The sequence below is a fragment of the Streptosporangium sp. NPDC049248 genome, from assembly GCF_040678965.1.
Lineage (GTDB): Bacteria > Actinomycetota > Actinomycetes > Streptosporangiales > Streptosporangiaceae > Streptosporangium > Streptosporangium fukuiense.
In genome coordinates this window covers 46,547-63,596 of sequence record NZ_JBFAQY010000006.1, presented here as the reverse complement: position 1 = coordinate 63,596, position 17,050 = coordinate 46,547, and the positions used below count along the sequence as shown (strand labels likewise).

Here is a 17,050-nt window from a genome sequence, read left to right as displayed (position 1 = left end):
GCACCTCGACCCCGACACCCACCGCCGACGCCCACCCACAAACTGGCGACGGCCAGACCGACGATCCCCACACCGACGACCCCGACGTTCATCGCCGCCCCCCGTCCGCACCTCGACCCCGACACCCACCGCCGACGCCCACCCACAAACTGGCGACGGCCAGACCGACGATCCCCACACCGACGACCCCGACGTTCATCGCCGACTCCTGACTGTGAGGTGGTCACCGCCGCCACCCCTGTCGCGCTGGAGGGATCGCGTTACCGCGTGACACTACCCGCCAGCCTGCCGACCTTGTCCAGACCGAGGTGCCCTTCCTGCGCCAGCCAGCGCAGCGAGTCGGTGACGGTCTCCTGGACCGGCCGCAGCCCCACGCCGAGCGCCTCAAGGGTCGGGGTGTCGTACGCGCGGACCATCGTGACCATCATCTCGACGGCGTCCCTGGTCAGCGGGTAGTCGATCTCCTTGATCAGTTTCATCGCGTCGACCACGGCCGCCGCGCCGCGCAGCACCGACCGGTGGACCCGGAACCTCCGGCAGCGGTTCCCGGTCACCTCGTCGCAGACGTCGGCGAGCTGCGCCCAGGTGAGGTAGTGCCCGCCCAGCATGAATCGGCGAGGCCCCAGCCCCGGTTCGAGGCAGCGGGCGAGCACGAGGGCCAGATCCCGTACGTCGACGACGCCGACGCCGCCGGCGGTGATCGGCCACCCCTGTTCCAGCCCCGCGCGCAGCCCGTCCATCAGCGCGTCCAGCGAGGGCTGGTACGGTCCGGCGACCGCCGCCGGGTAGACGATCGTGACCGGCATCCCCTGCTCCTGGAGCCGTCTGGCGTAGTGCTCTGCGGAGATCTTGCTCCTGCCGTACTCGTTCCTCGGCGTGGAGAGCGGGCTCTCGGTCGTGATCACCGGACCGGTCGGGGGCACGAAGACACCGATGCTCGAGATGTGCACGACCGGGTCGAGACCGAGTTCGACGGCCTGCCCGAGGACGTTCTTCGCGCCGGTCACATTCGTACCGGCCAGATCGCCGGCACGGCCGATGACCCCGATTTCCGCGGCGGCGTGAATGACCGCGTCACACTGTTCGAGCCCGTCCCGCACCGCCGCCGTATCGCGGATATCGGCCCTGTGCAGGGGAACCGGCTCCGTCACCCCGACACCGGCCAGCACTTCGCGCGTTCTCTCTGGATTGCGGATGAGCAGAAGCGGCTCGTGCCCGTCGGCGAGAAGCGCGGCGACCGCATGCGAACCGACGAAACCTGATGCCCCGGTTACCAGAACGCGCATCTTCGAAAGTTAGCGGCAATCCTCACCGGAAGAGAAGGGATAACCCCTCTGGTTCTTAACCATCATTGCCTATTGCCGGAAATCCATCCGGGACGGTTGAGGAATATTCGAATATGTCAGGGCAATAAATCTGGATGTGGTCATTCATCTTCGGTACGGGGTCATGTTCCGGACCGGCCGGCGGTACGGGAGACGAACGATGGTCCTCGCAGCCGTTACGCACATGTCGCCCGCCCGTCGCCCACTCCGGCGGTCCGGCGGGGTATACCTTGATCAGGTCGGACGACAGCCGAGACCGACAGCTTCACCGGGTGGAAATGCGAGGCGATGAGCAGAGAACTCTCCATCGGCGTCGACCACCACGAGCATGCCGGCTGCACCGTGATCAGCGTCGCGGGCGACATCGACCACAACTCCAGCGAACTGCTCAGGAAGACCATCGAGCGGCTGGTCTCCGAATGCCGCCCGCGGATCGTCATCGACGCCCAGAAGATCACTTTCTGCGATTCCACCGGACTGCGGGCGCTTCTCAGCGGCGCGCGCATGACCTCGGAGGCGGGCGGCTGGTTGCGGCTGGCCGAGGTTTCGGACGTCCTGGGACGTCTTCTGCAGATAACCGGGCTGTCCGCCTGGTTCCCCGTCGACGCCGACGTGGCGGCCTCCCTGACTCAAGCCGCCCCTCGCGACCTGCGACTTCCCGACTGAACCGGAAGCCTCCCCGCGACCCGCGACTCCCCGGCCGGGCCGGCCGAGACGACCCGATCGCCGCTCAACGGGTGTTACGGGCGATCAGGGTGATGGTGCCCGTGGCGCCCGCGGCGATGGCCAGCCAGAGCAGCACGGCCGAGGTCGGCACGCCCGCGTCCTCGCCCGCCTCGTCCCGTCCGGCCTTCTTCCCGGCGACCGGCGTGGGGGCCGGTTCGGCGTCCGGCGTGGGGGCCGCCCGCCGCAGGGCGGTCGTGGGTTCCGGAGCCGCCTCGCGGAGAACCTCCTCGGGCAGCGGCACCTGGTAGACCGGGCTGCGCCTCCCCTCGCTACCGGTCAGCAGGTACCTGCCGTCACGCGTGTAGGTGATCGACTCGGCCTGATCCAGCTGCGGCATCGTCACCCGGGTGATCTGTTCGCCGGGAGCGCGGTAGACCGTGGCGGAGAAGTAGGTTCGGATCACGAAGCTCGACCCGTCGGGGGCGTAGGCGGCGTCGGTGGCCATGAGGGGCGCGGGACCGACCTTGCGGAGCACGTTGACCCTGTCGGTGCGCAGCCGTTTCGGTGCCTCGTAGACGGCGCCGGCGAACTGCTTGGTCACGATGTAGAGGCGCCCGGTGCGGGGGTTCACCATGACGCCCTCGGCGTTGTGCCCGCCGTCCTCGTAGCGGAAGCGGTAGCGCACGGCGGGGACGACGGCGTCGCTCAGCACCGTGGGCTCCGCGACCTTGTACACCGAGATGTCAGGCCAGGCCCCGTCGAAGTTGTCGCCGATGTCCGCGAACCAGAGCACCCCCCGGCCGGTCTTCTGGTCGACGGAGGCGGCCATGCCCTCCCAGTCGCGGGCCTCCGCCCCCCGCAGGGTGAAGGTCGCGCGGGTCTGACCTTTGGGACCGACCGCGTAGAAGACCGGCCCGGAGCCGCTGTCGTTGTGCGTGTAGTAAACGTCCTCGTGGGTCGGCGAGACCGCCAGCCCGCTCGACTCGCCGATCCGGCTGTCCTTGAAGCGAAAGAGGATCCGTTCCTCATCGTCCGCTCGCGCGCCCTGACCCGCGTCGGCCCAGGCCGCCCGCCCACCGCCCGCCGGCGCGCTCTGCCCCGTGAAGGCCGTGGCCGCGGTCAGGCCGACCACCGCGAACGCGCGGACCAAGACTTCCCCCGGCTTACTCAGCATCCAGCCATCATGCCCCGGCGGAACCGGCGGGCGTCACAGACGCGGCGGGGGCGGCCGGCACGGATTTTCCCGCCGATCCTCTCGCCTGGAGTGCACTCCAGGTATTTAGGGTGGGCGCATGGAATACACGCAGCTTGGCCGTACCGGCCTGAAGGTCAGCCGCCTCTGCCTGGGCACGATGAACTTCGGCCCCTTGACCTCGGAGGACGACTCCTTCGCGATCATGGACCACGCCCATGAGCTGGGGATCAACTTCTTCGACACGGCCAACGTGTACGGCTGGAAGAAGGGCGAGGGCATCACCGAGAAGATCATCGGTCGATGGTTCGCCAAGGGAGGCGAGCGCCGCGAGAAGACGGTGATCGCCACGAAGCTCTACGGCGACATGGGCGACTGGCCCAACGAGGGCCGTCTGTCCGCGCTCAACATCCGGCGCGCCGCCGACGCGTCGCTGAAGCGGATGCAGACCGACTACATCGATCTCTACCAGGCACACCACATCGACCGGAGCACCCCGTTCGAGGAGTTCTGGGAGGCCATGGACATCCTCAAGCAGCAGGGCAAGATCCTGTACGTGGGGTCGTCCAACTTCGCGGGCTGGCACATCGCCAAGGCCCAGGAGAGCGCGCGGCGGCGCAACACTCTCGGCCTGGTCTCCGAGCAGTCCCACTACAACCTGATCGTCCGCGCCCCCGAGCTTGAGGTCATCCCGGCGGCCGAGGACTACGGCCTGGGCCTGATCCCGTGGAGCCCGCTCGCGGGCGGCCTGCTCGGCGGCATCCTCAAGAAGATCGACAAGGGCCGGTCGGCCTCGGAGCAGATCACCGCCCAGTTGGAGAAGCACCGCGACAAGATCGAGCGCTACGAGGCGTTCGCGGACGAGCTCGGTGTGGACCCGGCCAACCTCGCGCTGGCCTGGCTGCTCCACCAGAAGGTCGTCACCGCGCCGATCATCGGGCCGCGCACGCTCGACCAGCTCGACGGCACCGTCAAGGCGCTGGAGATCACGCTGGACGAGAAGGCCCTGGCCCGCCTGGACGAGATCTTCCCCGGCTTCCGGACGGCGCCGGAGGAGTACGCCTGGTAGGCCGGCGTCCCGTCCCGCGGCTCTCGCCGTGGCCGGGCTCGGTCAGGGGCCTCTCGTGGGGCGTGGGAGAGGGCCGCGGTGGGCCGCCAGGGGACAGGGTCTAGGACACGAGTGCGCCGATCACCACGAGGAGCACGAGAAGCACGAGCACCGTGGGCAGCAGCCAGCGACGGGGACGATCCACGACCTGGAGCCTAGCCCTGCCCACGAGGTGCCCGCGCCGCCAGGTCCCATTCCTCAACCGTTTCGTAGCGGACCTTGGCCCCGAGGTTGCTCCGTATCAGGTGCACCGTCCCCAGTTCCCACTCGGTGCCGGAGAACGGCCCGAACGCCTCGACCAGAGGACCGATGTCCGTCTCGGGACGGCACCTGGCCAGGCTCAGATGCGGGGTGAACCTCCGGTGCTCCGCCTGGCCGACTCCGGCGCGGCGCGCTCCGGCCGCCACGGAGTCGGCCAGGCGGCCCAGCCTGAGGCGGTCACCGCACAGCCCGGTCCAGAAGACCCGCGCCCTGCCCGCCGAGGGAAACGCGCCGGCGCCGGCGAAGGACAGTGTCATCGGGGCGTGCCGCGCGGCCGCCCTGGCGAGCCGCGTCCGCAACTCGGGCAGCGCACGGTCGGGCACCTCCCCCAGGAACGACAGCGTCACATGCCAGTTCTCCGCGTCCAGCCAGCGCAGCCCCGGCCATCGCGCCAGGTGAGGTTCGAGGGCGCGGACCAGCTCATCGCGCGCCGGCGGTGGCGGCGGTAACCCCACGAACAGCCGCATGCGACCTCCTGCTGATCACCCTTGTCAGCATTGTCGCCGCAGCGGCGCCGATCAGAGTGAGCACCCCGCCGATCACGACTCCGGTACGCACCCCGCCCAGTTCGGAGATCCAGCCGAGCAGCGGCGCGCCGAGGGGGGCTCCCCCGGTGAACACCAGCACGTAGATCCCCATCACCCGGCCGCGCATCTCCGGCGAGGTGGCCAGCTGCACGCCGGCGTTGGCCGCGGTGTTTATCGAGATCAGCGCGACGCCGGCGGGCACGAGCAGGATCAGGTAGAGCGGATACCAGGGGGCCAGGCCGCTGGCGATCTGGAACAGGCCGAACGCGACGGCTCCGCCGACCAGCAGGCGCCTGCTCGGCCTGACCCGCCGCGCCGCCATCAGCGCTCCCGCCAGCGCTCCGATCGCGAACATGCTGGAGGCGAGCCCGAACGAGGAGGCGCCGGCCCCGAAGGTCTCGCGCGCCATCAGCGCTATCGACATCGAGAACGACTGGGTGAACATCGAGACGAAGGCGATCAGCAGGATCGGCATGAGCAGCTCGGGCCGCGCCGTCACGTAGCGCAGGCCCTCGCGAAGCTGCCCCTTGGCCCTCGGCACCGGTTCGGGGGTGGTCAGCTGGGAGGTGCGCATCAGCAGCAGCCCGCTGAGCACCGCGGCGAACGACACGAAATTGATCAGGAAGATCGGGCCGGTGCCCCCCAGCGCGTGGATCAGGACACCCGCGGCGGCCGGGCCGACCACCCGGGCCAGGTTGAAGCTCGACGAGTTCAGCGCGATCGCGTTGGACAGGTCCTTGCGGCCGACCATCTCGACGACGAACGCCTGCCGGGTCGGCACCTCGACACAGGCGATGAGGCCGAGCGTGAAGGCCATCACGTAGACCTGCCAGACCTGGGCCGAGCCGGTCACGGTGAGCACACCCATGGTGAGCGCGAGCAGGCCCATCAGCGACTGGCAGGCGATCAGCAGCGACCGCTTGGGATAGCGGTCGGCGAGCATGCCGCCCCAGAGTCCGAACAGCAGCAGCGGCAGGAACTGCAGCGCGACGGTCAGGCCCAGCGCGGCGGCGTTGCCCTTCGTCAGGTCGAGCACCAGCCAGTCCTGCGCGGTGCGCTGCATCCAGGTGCCGACGTTGGAGACCACGCCTCCGGCCGCGAACAGCCGGTAGTTGTAGACGCGGAGCGACCGGAACATTCCGTCCCGCGTCTCGGGCACGGTCTGGGCCGATCCGCTCTCGGTGGCCTGGAGCTCGTTCACCACGGCGGCCCTCGCGGCCCGCCGACGCATCCGCGCCCTCGGCCCGAGTCTTCCTCTGGGCCTTCTTCCGGACTTTCCGCCTGGCACGGCGGACGCCCCGGCGTCACACGGGACCGCCGGGGCCCCGGGTTCCTCGGGGTCGGCTAGATCCGGCTGAGCTTCTCCAGTATCAGCGCCGCCTGCCTGAGCGTCGCCTTCTCCTCGGGTGTCAGCTCCTTCAGCTGCCGCGTCAGCCATGCCTCCTTGAGGCGGCGCTCCTCCTTCAGCAGCGCCGACCCCTGGCCGGTCACGCTCACGGTCACCTGGCGTCGGTCGGTCGGGTGTGGCGTACGCGACACCAGCTCCCGCTCGACCAGCACGGCGATCACGCGGGTCATCGAGGGCGGCTGCACCTTCTCTAGATCGGCCAATTCTCCGGGGGTTATCCCGGAATGCCGTTCCACGGCGGCGAGCGTCGCGAGCTGGGTGGGCGTCAGCGAGTGCACCGCGGCCTGCCTGCGCAGGCGCCTGTTCAGTCGTGCCAGTGACACGCGCAGGGACGAAGCCAGACCGGCGTCGCTTCGCAGGATCGCGACGTGGTCCTTCCTGGGATGATTCGTTATCATAAGTCATTACCTTTGCTAACTATATACGACCGCACGTGATTCCCTCCAATGGGTTTCCTGCCGGGGGCGGGCGGACGGTCAGGGGCTCGCCAATCCTGGCGTGAAGCAGCCGCCCCCGACACGCGAAAGCCGCCACGGCGACCGATGAGGATCGAGCACCGTGACGGCTTCCGCGCGACTTCTCAGCCCAGGCCGAACAGGACCTTGATCGGGCCGAGGGCGAAGTAGACGGCGAACAGCGCCGCGACGATCCACATCAGCGCGTGCAGCTCGCGGGCCTTGCCCTTGATCAGCTTGATCAGCACGAAGGTGACGAAGCCCGCGCCGATACCGGTGGCGATCGAGTACGTGAACGGCATCAGGACGATCGTCAGGAACGCCGGGATGGCGATCTCGTAGTCGGTGAAGTCGATCTCGCGGATCGAGGTCATCATCAGGAAGCCGACCACGACCAGGGCGGGGGCGGCGGCCTCGTAGGGGACGACCGCGACGAGCGGCGAGAAGAAGATCGCCAGCAGGAACAGCACACCGGTGACGACGCTGGCGAGGCCGGTGCGCGCCCCCTCGCCGACACCCGCGGCCGACTCGATGTAGGTCGTGTTGGAGGAGACGGAGGCCGCGCCTCCGGCCGCCGCGCCGATCGAGTCGACGAGGAGGATCTCCCGGGTCCTGGGCAGGGTGCCGTCCTCCTTGACCAGCCCGGCCTGTCCGCCGACGCCCACGATCGTGCCCATGGTGTCGAAGAAGTCGGTGATCAGCAGGGTGAAGACGAGCAGCAGGGCCACGATGACCGAGACCGAGCCGAAGGCGCCGATCGGGTCGAACTCCGCGAACAGCACCAGCGGGTTGTGGAACCCGAAGATCTCCTTGGGCATCTCCGGAACGACGAGCTGCCAGCCCGCCGGATTGGGGTCCTGGCCCGGCACCGTCGCGGCGCCGACCTTGGTGACGGCCTGGACGATGATCGCGAGAACCGTCGTGGCGATGATGCCGATCAGGATGGCGCCCTTCGTCTTGCGCGCCACCAGCACCACCATCAGCAGCAGGCCGACCACGAAGACGAAGATCGGCCAGCTGGCCAGCGAACCCGCGATGCCGAGCTCCAGCGGCGGTCCCGCGGCCACGCGGCGGACGAAGCCCGAGTCCACGAAGCCGATCAGGGCGATGAACAGGCCGATACCGACGCTGATCGCGGTCTTGAGCTGGGGTGGGATGGCGTTGAACACGGCGGTGCGGAAACCGGTCAGCACCAGGAGCCCGATGATCACACCCTCCAGGAACACCAGGCCCATCGCCGACTCCCAGGACATCTGCGAGGCGATGCCGAAGGTCACGAAGGCGTTCAGGCCGAGTCCCGCGGCCATCGCGAAGGGGACCTTGCCGACGACCCCCATCAGAATGCTGAGCACTCCCGCCACAAAGGCGGTACCGGCCGCGACGAGCGGGACGTTGGGCACGCTCCCGTCGCCGATGAACTGGCCCTCGACGTCCGGGACGGTAGCGATGATCAGAGGGTTGAGCACGACGATGTAGGCCATCGTGAAGAACGTGGCGAGACCGCCGCGCACCTCCCGGCCCACGGAGGAGCCCCGGTCGGAGATGTGGAAGAAACGGTCAAGTCCACTTATTTGGGAGGTTTTACTATCTTTCACTCACGCAGAGTGACAGCGAGTCCCCCTTCCGGGAAGACCTGGTCGCCGATGGTGATGGTTTCGAGATGGATTCGCGCTTTGACGTAATCCGTTTTGCGAACCCTGCGACCCCGTCGCCTAGTCTGGAGCGCGTGAACCAGCCACGCCTCCCGGATCTGCAGCCGTTGAAGACCAACGACAAGCTCACGATCCTCACGGGTACGGGTCTGTGGGCCGTCGCCCTGGTCGTCCTCCTGGTCGTGCAGCCGGACCCCGAGCACCGCTGGTGGATCTGGATGTGCGTGTCGGGCATCTGCGGCGGCCTCTTCGGCCTCTGGTTCGTACGCCGCCGCGACCGCCGCCCCCCGCCCCCGTCCGAGGGCCCGATCGAGCCCACCACGGCGATCCTCTGAGCCGCTCGACCGCCGCCGTACCGGCCACGCCCGCGCCGATCCCGGCAGCGTGCCCGGAACCGGCGCGAGCGTGACCCGACGAAGGTCGGCGAACGTGTCACCCGGCACGCGCCCGAAACGATCGTCCGGGTCGAGCCCCTAGGTCGAGGCGGTCCAGCTGTCCAGGTCGGCCTCGGCGAGCAGCAGCGGCACCGCCGCGGGATCGCGCAGCAGCGCCGCCACCGCGAGCCGGTCGCCCCACTGGCCGGACGCCCAGGCGAGCCCGCGCGCCAGCCCCTCCACATCCGAGGCGTGCACCATGCCCTCGAAGAACCGCCAGGCCGCGGGGACACCGTCCACCAGCAGCCGCTCGTGCGCCACGTAGCTCGCCGGTGCGGTCGGCAGCAGCGACCGTACCGCGGGCGGGACGTCACGGACCTCGCCCGAGGACGTCACCTCCCCGGCCGCCTCCTCGCCGGCCAGCGGCAGGTCGAGCAGCTCGGAGAGTGCCTCAGCCAGGTCGAACGGGGCCAGGACCAACGGCCGCCCCGCGACGAGCGGCAGCAGGTCGGGCGCCTCGACCACGACCGGCTCGCCCGCGCCCCCGTTCCCCGAACCGGCCCCCGGTTCGGCATCGGCGAGCACCGGCCGGCCGTCGGCGGCGTCGACCACGACGATCTCGTCACCCAGGACCGCGCGGACGGCGCGCGGGGGCGCGACACGGGCGGGGTCGACGGCGGCGAGGGCCACCCACAGGGAGCGGAGCTGCGCCCGGTCGACCTCCACGGAGGGGTCGCCCAGCAGATCGAGCAGCTCGTCCGGACCCCCGTGGGAGGCGAGCAGGTCGGCCAGCGTGCTCCGGACGCCGATCATCGCCAGCGCGGCCTCGTCGACATCCGCCGGGGCGTCCCCGTACAGGCCGAACAGCAGCGGGTCACCCGCCGGGAGTCGCAGCTGCGTGGGGCGCCTGCCGCCGAGCACCGGGTGCGTGGACAGCCACCACGCGGTGTAGGACGGGACCTCCACGACCTCCCCCGACACCAGGACCCGCAGCGGATGCAGTACCGAGCGGAGCGGCGGGCGGGACAGCAGGGCGAGGGCGGCGGGCCAGTCGGCGACGTACTCCAGGTCCCGGACCGCGGAGAACTCCCGGGCGACCGGCGGCACGTTCATCTCGGGCAGCAGGTCGAGGACCGTCTCCAGCCACTCGTCCTCGCGGTCGAGGTCGTGGTCGCACTCGTCCGGGTCGATCATGACGTCGTGGTCGTTGACCACGGCGAAGCCGTCGAGCACCCCGACCGCGGCGAGTACCCTCCGGCCGTACCGCTCGACCAGCTCGGGCGCGGCGGTGCCGAAGTGCGTCTCCGCGTCGAGCAGCCCGGCCAGCGCCCCGTCGGCGAGGAGCAGTTCGCCCGCCGGGTACAGCTCGCCGTCGGCGCCGCGCAACGCCAGCTCGGCCAGCCAGGGCGCGTCGCCCGCGGTCAGCCCCGCGGCGTCGACCAGCGCGAGCACCGCCTGGGCCACCGGTTCCGGGTCGGCGCCCTCCAGGGACTCCGAGACGGCGGAGCGGGTCAGCGGATCCTCCAGGACCGTGCGGGGCGTCGCCTCAGCCGCGCCGAGCCTGAGCAGGAGGGGGTGGGCCGCGTCCGGGTGCACCACGCGCAGCCCGAGCGGGGCGAGAACCGCCGGATCCAGCGCGGAGCCGTCGGTCAGCAGCAGCGTGCCGCGCGGTCCCCTGACCAGGCGGCCGTCGGCGAGCGGCACCGGCAGCGCGCCGAGCGCCTCCGGGTCGTCGGCGGGCAGCACCTCGTACAGCGACCGCCACCAGGCCGGATCCCGGTCCTTGACGGCGTCGCCGGAGAGCATGTCCACGATGTCGGAGAGCCGCACCCGCCTGACGCCGAGCGCGTTGATCGCCGGATGCCGGGACGGCCACCCCGCGGGCAGCAGCCCACCGATCATCGGAGCGATCCTCTCCAGCAGCTCGGCCGTGGCCGTGACCACGGACGCCTGCCGCCCCGAGATGACCAGGTCCGCGCCGACCGCGGGCGGAGCCCAGGCCGCGCCGGCGCTCTCCGCGAGGTCGTCGGGAAGCAGCAGCGCGGCTCCGGCCTCGCCGGGACCGGCCTCGGCCCCCTGGTCGGCCGGCAGGGAGAGCGCGGGGAGCAGCGGGGCGTCGGGGAGCCTGCGCAGAATCGCCCGGCGGATGCTCGCGTCGAGCTCGCCCTTGCCCATCAGGCCCGGGACGAGGTCGAGGAGCCGGGGCGTCCGCGGCAGACCGGCGAGCAGTTCCAGGTAGGTGTCCGCGGCGCGCTCGACCAGGAAGTCGGTCAGCGGGCCCGGTGCGACGTGCCGCCGGTCGGTGGCCATCGGGAACGAGGCGATCAACAGCGCGGGCAGGTCGAGCGGCTCGTCGCTCGGCGTGGGCGCGTGCACCACGGGCGGCACCAGCGCGGGCAGCGGCCGGGGCTCCCCGGTCGCCTCGCTCACGGGTACGGCCCAGCGAACCAGCCAGTGCGGCCGGGAGCGCTCCTCGGTCGGACGGTCGGCGAAGAGCTCGGCCATCTGCTCGGGGGTGAAGCGCCCGGAGACCGAGACGACCTGCCAGCCCTCCGCGGTGACGACCCTCGTCTCCCCGTCCAGGTCGATCTCGATCACCTCCAGAGCGGGCAAACCCAGCAGCAGAGCCGGGCTGGTCTCCCTCAACATCGCTCTGACGGCGTCCTCGGCCGCCCCGTCCCGGAGCGGCAGCCGGACGAGCGTGTCGAACCCGGCGGGGATCTCGATCGGACCGGCCGGGAAGGGCAGGCGCAGCAGCGGGACGTGCCCTCCGCGCTCGGCGAGTTCCTTGGCCAGTTCGGGCTCGGCGGCCACCAGGGCGGCGGTCTGGTCACGGGACCAGCGGACCACCCCTGAGCCGAGCGAGCCGATCACCGGTTCGTCGCAGACCGACACCACGGCCGCGAACCCGACGCCGAACCGGCCGGCCGCGTGGGCGTCGCCGCGCTTGGCGGAGACGCGCAGCGTGGACAGCGCCTCGATCCCATGGGTGTCGATGGGAGCGCCGATGTTGGCCGCCGACAGCACGCCCTCGCGCAGCGAGAGACGCAGCCTTCCCGGCACCCCGGCGCGGAGCGCGGCGTCCGCGGCGTTCTGTGCGAGCTCGACGATCAGCCGGTCACGGTAACCACCGAGCGCGAAGTCCTCCTCCGCGTTGGCGTCCTCGCGGAAACGCGCGGGCGAGGCCTTCCAGGCCGCCAGGACGGTGGAGCGCAGTCGTTCGGTGCCGAAGATGTCAGTCAAGGCGATCTTCCAAAGGTCAGGGCCCCGCGGCCGGGCTCCCCTGCCGGGACACCACGAGAGCGGCGCCCGAACGGCGACGGCCGGGCGGACCGCCGGGAGGGCGGCGAGGGCGGCTGCGGGGGCGGCTGCGGGGCGGAACAGACCCGGCGGCGCCGGGTCAGGAGTGACCGAGCGGCTCGGAGGCCGTATCGTCCACCGACCCGGTCAGGTCGGGTTCCGGGACGTCCTCGGCGGTGTCGTACGAGAGCGAGAGATCGTCGAGGATCGGCGCGGTCGGCTCGACCTGGTGCGGCAGCACCGCGGCCTCGGAATGCGCGCCACAGCCGTGGTCGGCGGCGACCACCCGCCCGTCGTCGGGGGCGTACTCGTTCGCGCAGACGCCGAAGCCGGTACGCAGCGCGCCCGCGAGCGGCCAGTAGAAACCGCAGGTGGAGCACTGGGCGGGGGCGGCGTGCGCGAGCGGGGTGTGCGGTCCCGACTCGCCGGAGTGCCAGCGCCGCACGGCCCGGTCGCGGCCGATCGGGGAGAGCACCCGGGCCCGGCCGAGGCCGTACTCGAAGATCATCTGCTGGTCGGAGTCGTCACCGGTCTCGGTGAAGCCGGGCGCGAGCCGGTCGTCGTCCTCCGAGGTGGGCAGCAGGTCGCCCACGCCGAGGTCGCCCGGACGGAGCCGATCGCTCCAGGGCACCCACTGCGGCGGCATCAGCGCGCCCGCCCCCGGCAGGAGCACGACCTCGCTGACCGTCACGTTGCGCGCCCGCGAGGCACGGGCGACGGTGACGGCCCAGCGCCAGCCGCGGTAGGCGCGGTCGAGACATGCGAAGTAGTGGGTGACGACGCGGTCGCCCTCGCCCTCGACCCCGAGGTGCTCGCCCACATCGCCCGGCCTGACGTTCTCCTCGACCGCGGCACGGGCCAGGTCGACGGCCGCGACACACGCCTGGTCAAGGACCACGGCGCGGGATCGAGTCCGGCTCACGAGTCGTCTCCCGTCAGCCCCGCAGCACGACGGCTGCTGTCCCTACTGGCTCGCTCGCTCACTGCGCTCACAGTTCATTCTCACCCATGACCGGAGCGAACGGCACCGCGGACTCCCGTTAGCCCGGGGAGTGACCAGGCGCATCGGACAACTCCCCCACCCTTCGGGTATGACTGGATACGTGGCAGCTGGGTGGGAGCGGGTTCGCAAGACGGTGAGTGACGCCTCTCGGCAGGTCGGCAGGTCGGTCGCCGCCGCGGGCCGAGCCGGCGCGCGGGCCGGCCGGGGCACGGGCCGGGCGACGACCCGGGCGGCCCTGGGCGCGGTCAACGGCACCCAGCGAGTGGGCCGGGCCGCGCGACGGCTGACCCATGCCCAGGGCGCGGGCCGCACCGGGCTGGGCCAGCTGATCGAGCTGACCGCCGCGCACAGCGCGGGTGACGCCCTGGTCACCGCGGCCCTGGCCGGGACGCTCTTCAAGCTCCCGGTGAACGAGGCCCGCGGCCAGGTCGCCCTCTACCTGCTGATCACGATGATTCCGTTCGTGGTGGTCGCCCCCTTCGTCGGCCCGGTTCTCGACCGGTTTCGCTCGGGGCGGCGCTTCGTGATGGCCGGCACCCTCTTCGGCCGCGGGCTGCTCTGCTTCGCGATGGCGGCGGCGATCGTCCCCGGAGACGTGTTCACGATCTTCCCGGCCGCGCTGGCCGTGCTGGTGCTGTCGAAGGCGTACAACGTCTCCCGCGCGGCGATCATGCCGAGCGTGCTGCCCGCCGACATCGCGCTGGTCACGGCCAATGCGAGGGTCGCCCTGTTCGCGCTGGTCACGGCCGGCGTCGCGGTGCCGGTCGGCGCGGGGGTCAGCGCCTGGCTCGGCGCCGAGTGGGTGCTGCGCGGGGCGACGGTGCTCTTCCTGCTCCAGGGCGTGCTGGCCGTACGACTCCCGCGCCACGTCGACTCCCCCGACCTGGAGGAGCTGAACGAGAGTGGCGAGGAGCGGCCGCACCGCTGGCGCACGATGCTGAACGTGGGCCCGGTGGTGGCCGAGGCGATGTGGGCCAACGTGGCGATCCGCCTCTACTCCGGATTCCTCCTCTTCTACCTGCTCTTCCTCGTGCAGGACAGGAACCTGCCCGGCCTTCCGCCGACGGTCGCCATCGGTGTGCTGGCCGTGGCCGCCGGTGCCGGCGGGCTGGCGGGCACGGCCGTGGCCTCCTGGGTGCGCAACCACTCCCCACAGGTCATCGTGCTGGCCACGCTCGCGGTGACGACCACGATCACGGTGCTGGCCGCGGTCGTCTTCCAGCTGTGGAGCGCGGTGGCGGTCGCGCTGGTGGCCGCCTTCGCCCAGGGCCTGGGCAAGCTCGCACTGGACGCGATCGTGCAGCGGGAGATCGGCGAGGAGGTGCGCTCGTCCACGTTCGGCGTGGTGGAGGCCTTCCTGCAGATCTCCTGGGTGCTGGGCGGCCTGATCGGGCTGTTGCTCTCGCTGTTCGCCGGCGGATCGGCCGGGCTGGCTCTGATGACCGTGGTGCTGGCGGGCTCGCTCGGCTGGCTGCTGGTCCGCCGCCGCAGGCGGGTCCGGGAGGTGGACGCCAGGGTCGAGGCCGCCCGGGATCCGGGCACCTCCCACCCGGGGCCTCGTCCCGCCGAAGGTACAGAGCGGTTCGCGCGGGACGGGGTGTCCGCGGAGTGGGTCAGGCCGCGGGCCGCGAAGACGGCCACGGTGGTCGTGCGGCCGGAGAACGCCCCCACCGAGAAGCGGACCAGACCGCTGACCACCCCCCACGGCTGAGCCGGGGGCGGGCGGTCGGCGGGCGGTCAGTCGTCCAGGTCGTCGGCCACCGCCCGGAGCACGGCGGCGATCTTCTTCGCGTGCGTGGCCTCGGGGTGTTTGCCCTTCTGGTACGACATGGAGACCGTGTCCAGAAGCTTGATCAGGTCTTCCACGATGACGACCATCTCGTCGGGCTTCTTGCGCTTGCCCTTGGGCTTCGCGGTCTTGGCGAGCGTGGGGGGCTGGTCGATCACTCGAACCGAGAGCGCCTGCTGGCCGCGGCGTCCCTCGGCCACGCCGAACTCGACCTTCTGGCCCGGCTTGAGAGAGTCCACGCCGGAGGGCAGCGCGGAAGAATGCACGAAGACCTCACCGCCGTCGTCGCGGGTGAGGAAACCGAAACCCTTGTCGGCGTCGTACCACTTGACCTTGCCACTCGGCACAGGGGTGACCTCGTTCAGACTGTCGTGAAAAGGAATGGATGTAGGTTATGCCCAGCGGACGCCGAGAGCGACCGTGTATTGGGGCCTGAATTACACAAGAGCCGTAGGAGTTCGCCAGCTGTCGAACCATTCGGCGAACTCGGTCAGATCGCCCAGGATCACATCCGCTCCGTGATCACGCAGTTCCACCGCCGGATAGACGCCCGTTGCCACCGCCACGCTGACGGCTCCTCCCGCTCGCGCCGCCTCGATGTCCGCGACATGATCTCCAACATAGGCGGCGGCGCCGAAAGTCGCGAGCGCGGGCCCCTTGGCCGCCCCGAAGACCGATCCGACGAGTTCGTCCACTTCCAGGCCGAGGAACTCGACGGTGTGCGCCGCGTCGCGGGCGTTCTTCCCCGTCACCACGGTGACCCTGCCCCCGGCCCGCCGTACCGCGTCGACCGCCTCGCGCGCACCGGGCATGAGGGTGGTGACCGGGACCGCGATCGACGGGTAGAGCCGCCGGTAGACGTCGGCCGCCGCGGGGACCTCGGCGGCGGGCATCCAGTTGGCCAGTTCCCACTCCAGCGGCGGTCCGAGCCTGGCCAGCACGGCGCCGCTGTCGATGAAGAAGCCGGTGCGCGACGCCACCTCGTCGTAAACGGCGGCGATGCCCGCGCGGGTGTCGGCAAGCGTCAGATCGAGGTCGAATCCCACCGAGTTCATCGGGTCACTCACCGCTCCTTGTCGGCTACCCGAAGAGGTTTCTTCGAGAAGCCCTCAAAGAATGCCAAATCCCCCTAAATATGGCCAATCCCAAGTGTTGTACATGACGTCGCCCACTGTGGAACCCTGCACCGGAAGGGTTTACTTATCCTGCGGGCAAACCTCCCCGGACGGTTCCCCCGAGCGCCCGACGGCCGGGCGAACGTGCCCTCACAACGGGCTTGGACCGGCGCGGTGCGACCCGGCATGGTCGGCACTGGATAGGGTCATGGTGGAGGTATCGGCAGAGAAATGACCAGATCAACGCGCGAGCGGATCATCGACGAAGCCCTGCGACTGTTCGCCGAGCGGGGCTACTCGGCAACCTCGGTGGCCGAGATCGAGGCCGCCTCCGGGCTGTCGCCGGGAGCCGGGGGGCTCTACCGGCACTTCAAGTCCAAGTACGAGGTGCTGGCCGCGGCGGTGAACGAGCACGCGGCCAGAACACGGGCGCAGATCGCCGAGACCCTGACCGACCTCAGCGCCGTCGACACCTCGACCGAGATCGAGGAGCGGCTGACCCACCTGTGCAGGGCCGGGCTGGCCAAGGTCCGCGAGGAGAGAGACCTCACACGCGTCTTCTTCCGCGACCTGAGCCAGTTCCCCGAGCTGGTCACGACCGTACGCGAGGGCCTCCTGCAGCCCATGTTCGACGCGATCACCACCTGGTTCCGCGCCCAGCCCGAGTACGCCGAGGCCGATGCCGACTGGCCCGCCATCGGTGCCGCGCTCGGCGGGGCGGTGGTCCACTACCGGCTGTTCGAGGAGACCGTGGGCGAACCCCCCGGTCGCGCGGAGCGCGACCGTTTCGTCGCCGCCTGGGTGTGCCTCGCGCTCGGCCTGCTGCCCCGGTCGGCGGTCCAGGCCATCGGCTGAGCGGCCCGGCACGGCCCGTG

General features: G+C 70.8%; 15 protein-coding genes and 1 pseudogene. 6 read left to right on the top strand and 10 right to left on the bottom strand.

Features of this window, described 5'->3' with window-relative positions:
• Positions 1-212 (top strand): annotated as a pseudogene (locus AB0K21_RS13800) (hypothetical protein); the annotation flags it as partial.
• 48 nt (positions 213-260) lie between these two features.
• On the opposite strand, the gene AB0K21_RS13795 reads toward AB0K21_RS13800, so the two are convergent.
• Positions 261-1,286 (bottom strand): NAD-dependent epimerase/dehydratase family protein, encoded by a 1,026-nt coding sequence (locus AB0K21_RS13795; protein WP_343980774.1) that lies wholly within the window; start codon positions 1,284-1,286, stop codon positions 261-263.
• 327 nt (positions 1,287-1,613) lie between these two features.
• On the opposite strand from AB0K21_RS13795, the gene AB0K21_RS13790 reads away from it, so the two are divergent.
• Entirely contained in the window at positions 1,614-1,991 is a 378-nt protein-coding gene (locus tag AB0K21_RS13790) for an STAS domain-containing protein (RefSeq protein WP_343980777.1), read from the top strand.
• Positions 1,992-2,055: 64 nt separating this feature from the next.
• Here AB0K21_RS13790 and AB0K21_RS13785 read toward each other — a convergent pair whose 3' ends face one another.
• The gene (locus AB0K21_RS13785) at positions 2,056-3,165 is read right to left on the bottom strand and encodes a hypothetical protein (RefSeq protein ID WP_364149806.1); all 1,110 of its coding nucleotides are present in this window, start codon (positions 3,163-3,165) and stop codon (positions 2,056-2,058) included.
• Between the two features lie 118 nt (positions 3,166-3,283).
• On the opposite strand from AB0K21_RS13785, the gene AB0K21_RS13780 reads away from it, so the two are divergent.
• Positions 3,284-4,252: an aldo/keto reductase gene (locus AB0K21_RS13780; protein ID WP_343980783.1), complete on the top strand. Its 969-nt coding sequence runs from the start codon at positions 3,284-3,286 to the stop codon at positions 4,250-4,252.
• A 194-nt stretch (positions 4,253-4,446) separates the two neighbouring features.
• Here AB0K21_RS13780 and thpR read toward each other — a convergent pair whose 3' ends face one another.
• The 4 genes from thpR to AB0K21_RS13760 form a co-directional block, all read right to left on the bottom strand.
• Positions 4,447-5,019: an RNA 2',3'-cyclic phosphodiesterase gene (thpR, locus tag AB0K21_RS13775; protein WP_343980786.1), complete on the bottom strand. Its 573-nt coding sequence runs from the start codon at positions 5,017-5,019 to the stop codon at positions 4,447-4,449.
• Positions 4,973-6,280 carry an MFS transporter gene (locus AB0K21_RS13770; protein ID WP_343980789.1) on the bottom strand — a complete coding sequence of 436 codons (1,308 nt, stop codon included), beginning with the start codon at positions 6,278-6,280 and terminating at the stop codon, positions 4,973-4,975. The genes thpR and AB0K21_RS13770 overlap by 47 nt, the downstream gene beginning before the upstream one ends.
• A gap of 143 nt (positions 6,281-6,423) precedes the next feature.
• Positions 6,424-6,885, bottom strand: a complete 462-nt coding sequence (locus tag AB0K21_RS13765; RefSeq protein WP_343980792.1) for a MarR family transcriptional regulator — start codon at positions 6,883-6,885, stop codon at positions 6,424-6,426.
• A 182-nt stretch (positions 6,886-7,067) separates the two neighbouring features.
• Entirely contained in the window at positions 7,068-8,537 is a 1,470-nt protein-coding gene (locus AB0K21_RS13760; protein WP_343980795.1) for an NCS2 family permease, read from the bottom strand.
• A gap of 131 nt (positions 8,538-8,668) precedes the next feature.
• On the opposite strand from AB0K21_RS13760, the gene AB0K21_RS13755 reads away from it, so the two are divergent.
• Positions 8,669-8,929, top strand: coding sequence for a DUF2530 domain-containing protein (locus tag AB0K21_RS13755; RefSeq protein ID WP_343980798.1), 261 nt, complete (start codon positions 8,669-8,671; stop codon positions 8,927-8,929).
• Between the two features lie 138 nt (positions 8,930-9,067).
• Here the strand turns inward: AB0K21_RS13755 and AB0K21_RS13750 are convergent, their stop codons facing one another.
• Together AB0K21_RS13750 and AB0K21_RS13745 are read right to left on the bottom strand one after the other, a co-directional pair.
• A complete protein-coding gene (locus AB0K21_RS13750; protein ID WP_364149805.1) occupies positions 9,068-12,211 on the bottom strand; it encodes a hypothetical protein in 3,144 nt (1,047 codons plus the stop codon).
• Positions 12,212-12,368: 157 nt separating this feature from the next.
• Complete coding sequence (locus AB0K21_RS13745; RefSeq protein ID WP_343980863.1) at positions 12,369-13,190, bottom strand: DUF3027 domain-containing protein; 822 nt, start codon at positions 13,188-13,190, stop codon at positions 12,369-12,371.
• A gap of 169 nt (positions 13,191-13,359) precedes the next feature.
• On the opposite strand from AB0K21_RS13745, the gene AB0K21_RS13740 reads away from it, so the two are divergent.
• A complete protein-coding gene (locus AB0K21_RS13740) occupies positions 13,360-14,982 on the top strand; it encodes an MFS transporter (protein WP_364149804.1) in 1,623 nt (540 codons plus the stop codon).
• A 26-nt stretch (positions 14,983-15,008) separates the two neighbouring features.
• Here AB0K21_RS13740 and AB0K21_RS13735 read toward each other — a convergent pair whose 3' ends face one another.
• Positions 15,009-15,407, bottom strand: a complete 399-nt coding sequence (locus AB0K21_RS13735; protein ID WP_343982973.1) for a cold-shock protein — start codon at positions 15,405-15,407, stop codon at positions 15,009-15,011.
• A gap of 90 nt (positions 15,408-15,497) precedes the next feature.
• Positions 15,498-16,127, bottom strand: coding sequence for an HAD family hydrolase (locus tag AB0K21_RS13730; protein WP_343982976.1), 630 nt, complete (start codon positions 16,125-16,127; stop codon positions 15,498-15,500).
• 279 nt (positions 16,128-16,406) lie between these two features.
• Between AB0K21_RS13730 and AB0K21_RS13725 the strand changes: the two genes are divergently transcribed.
• Entirely contained in the window at positions 16,407-17,030 is a 624-nt protein-coding gene (locus tag AB0K21_RS13725) for a helix-turn-helix domain-containing protein (RefSeq protein WP_364149803.1), read from the top strand.
• Positions 17,031-17,050: the final 20 nt, after the last annotated feature.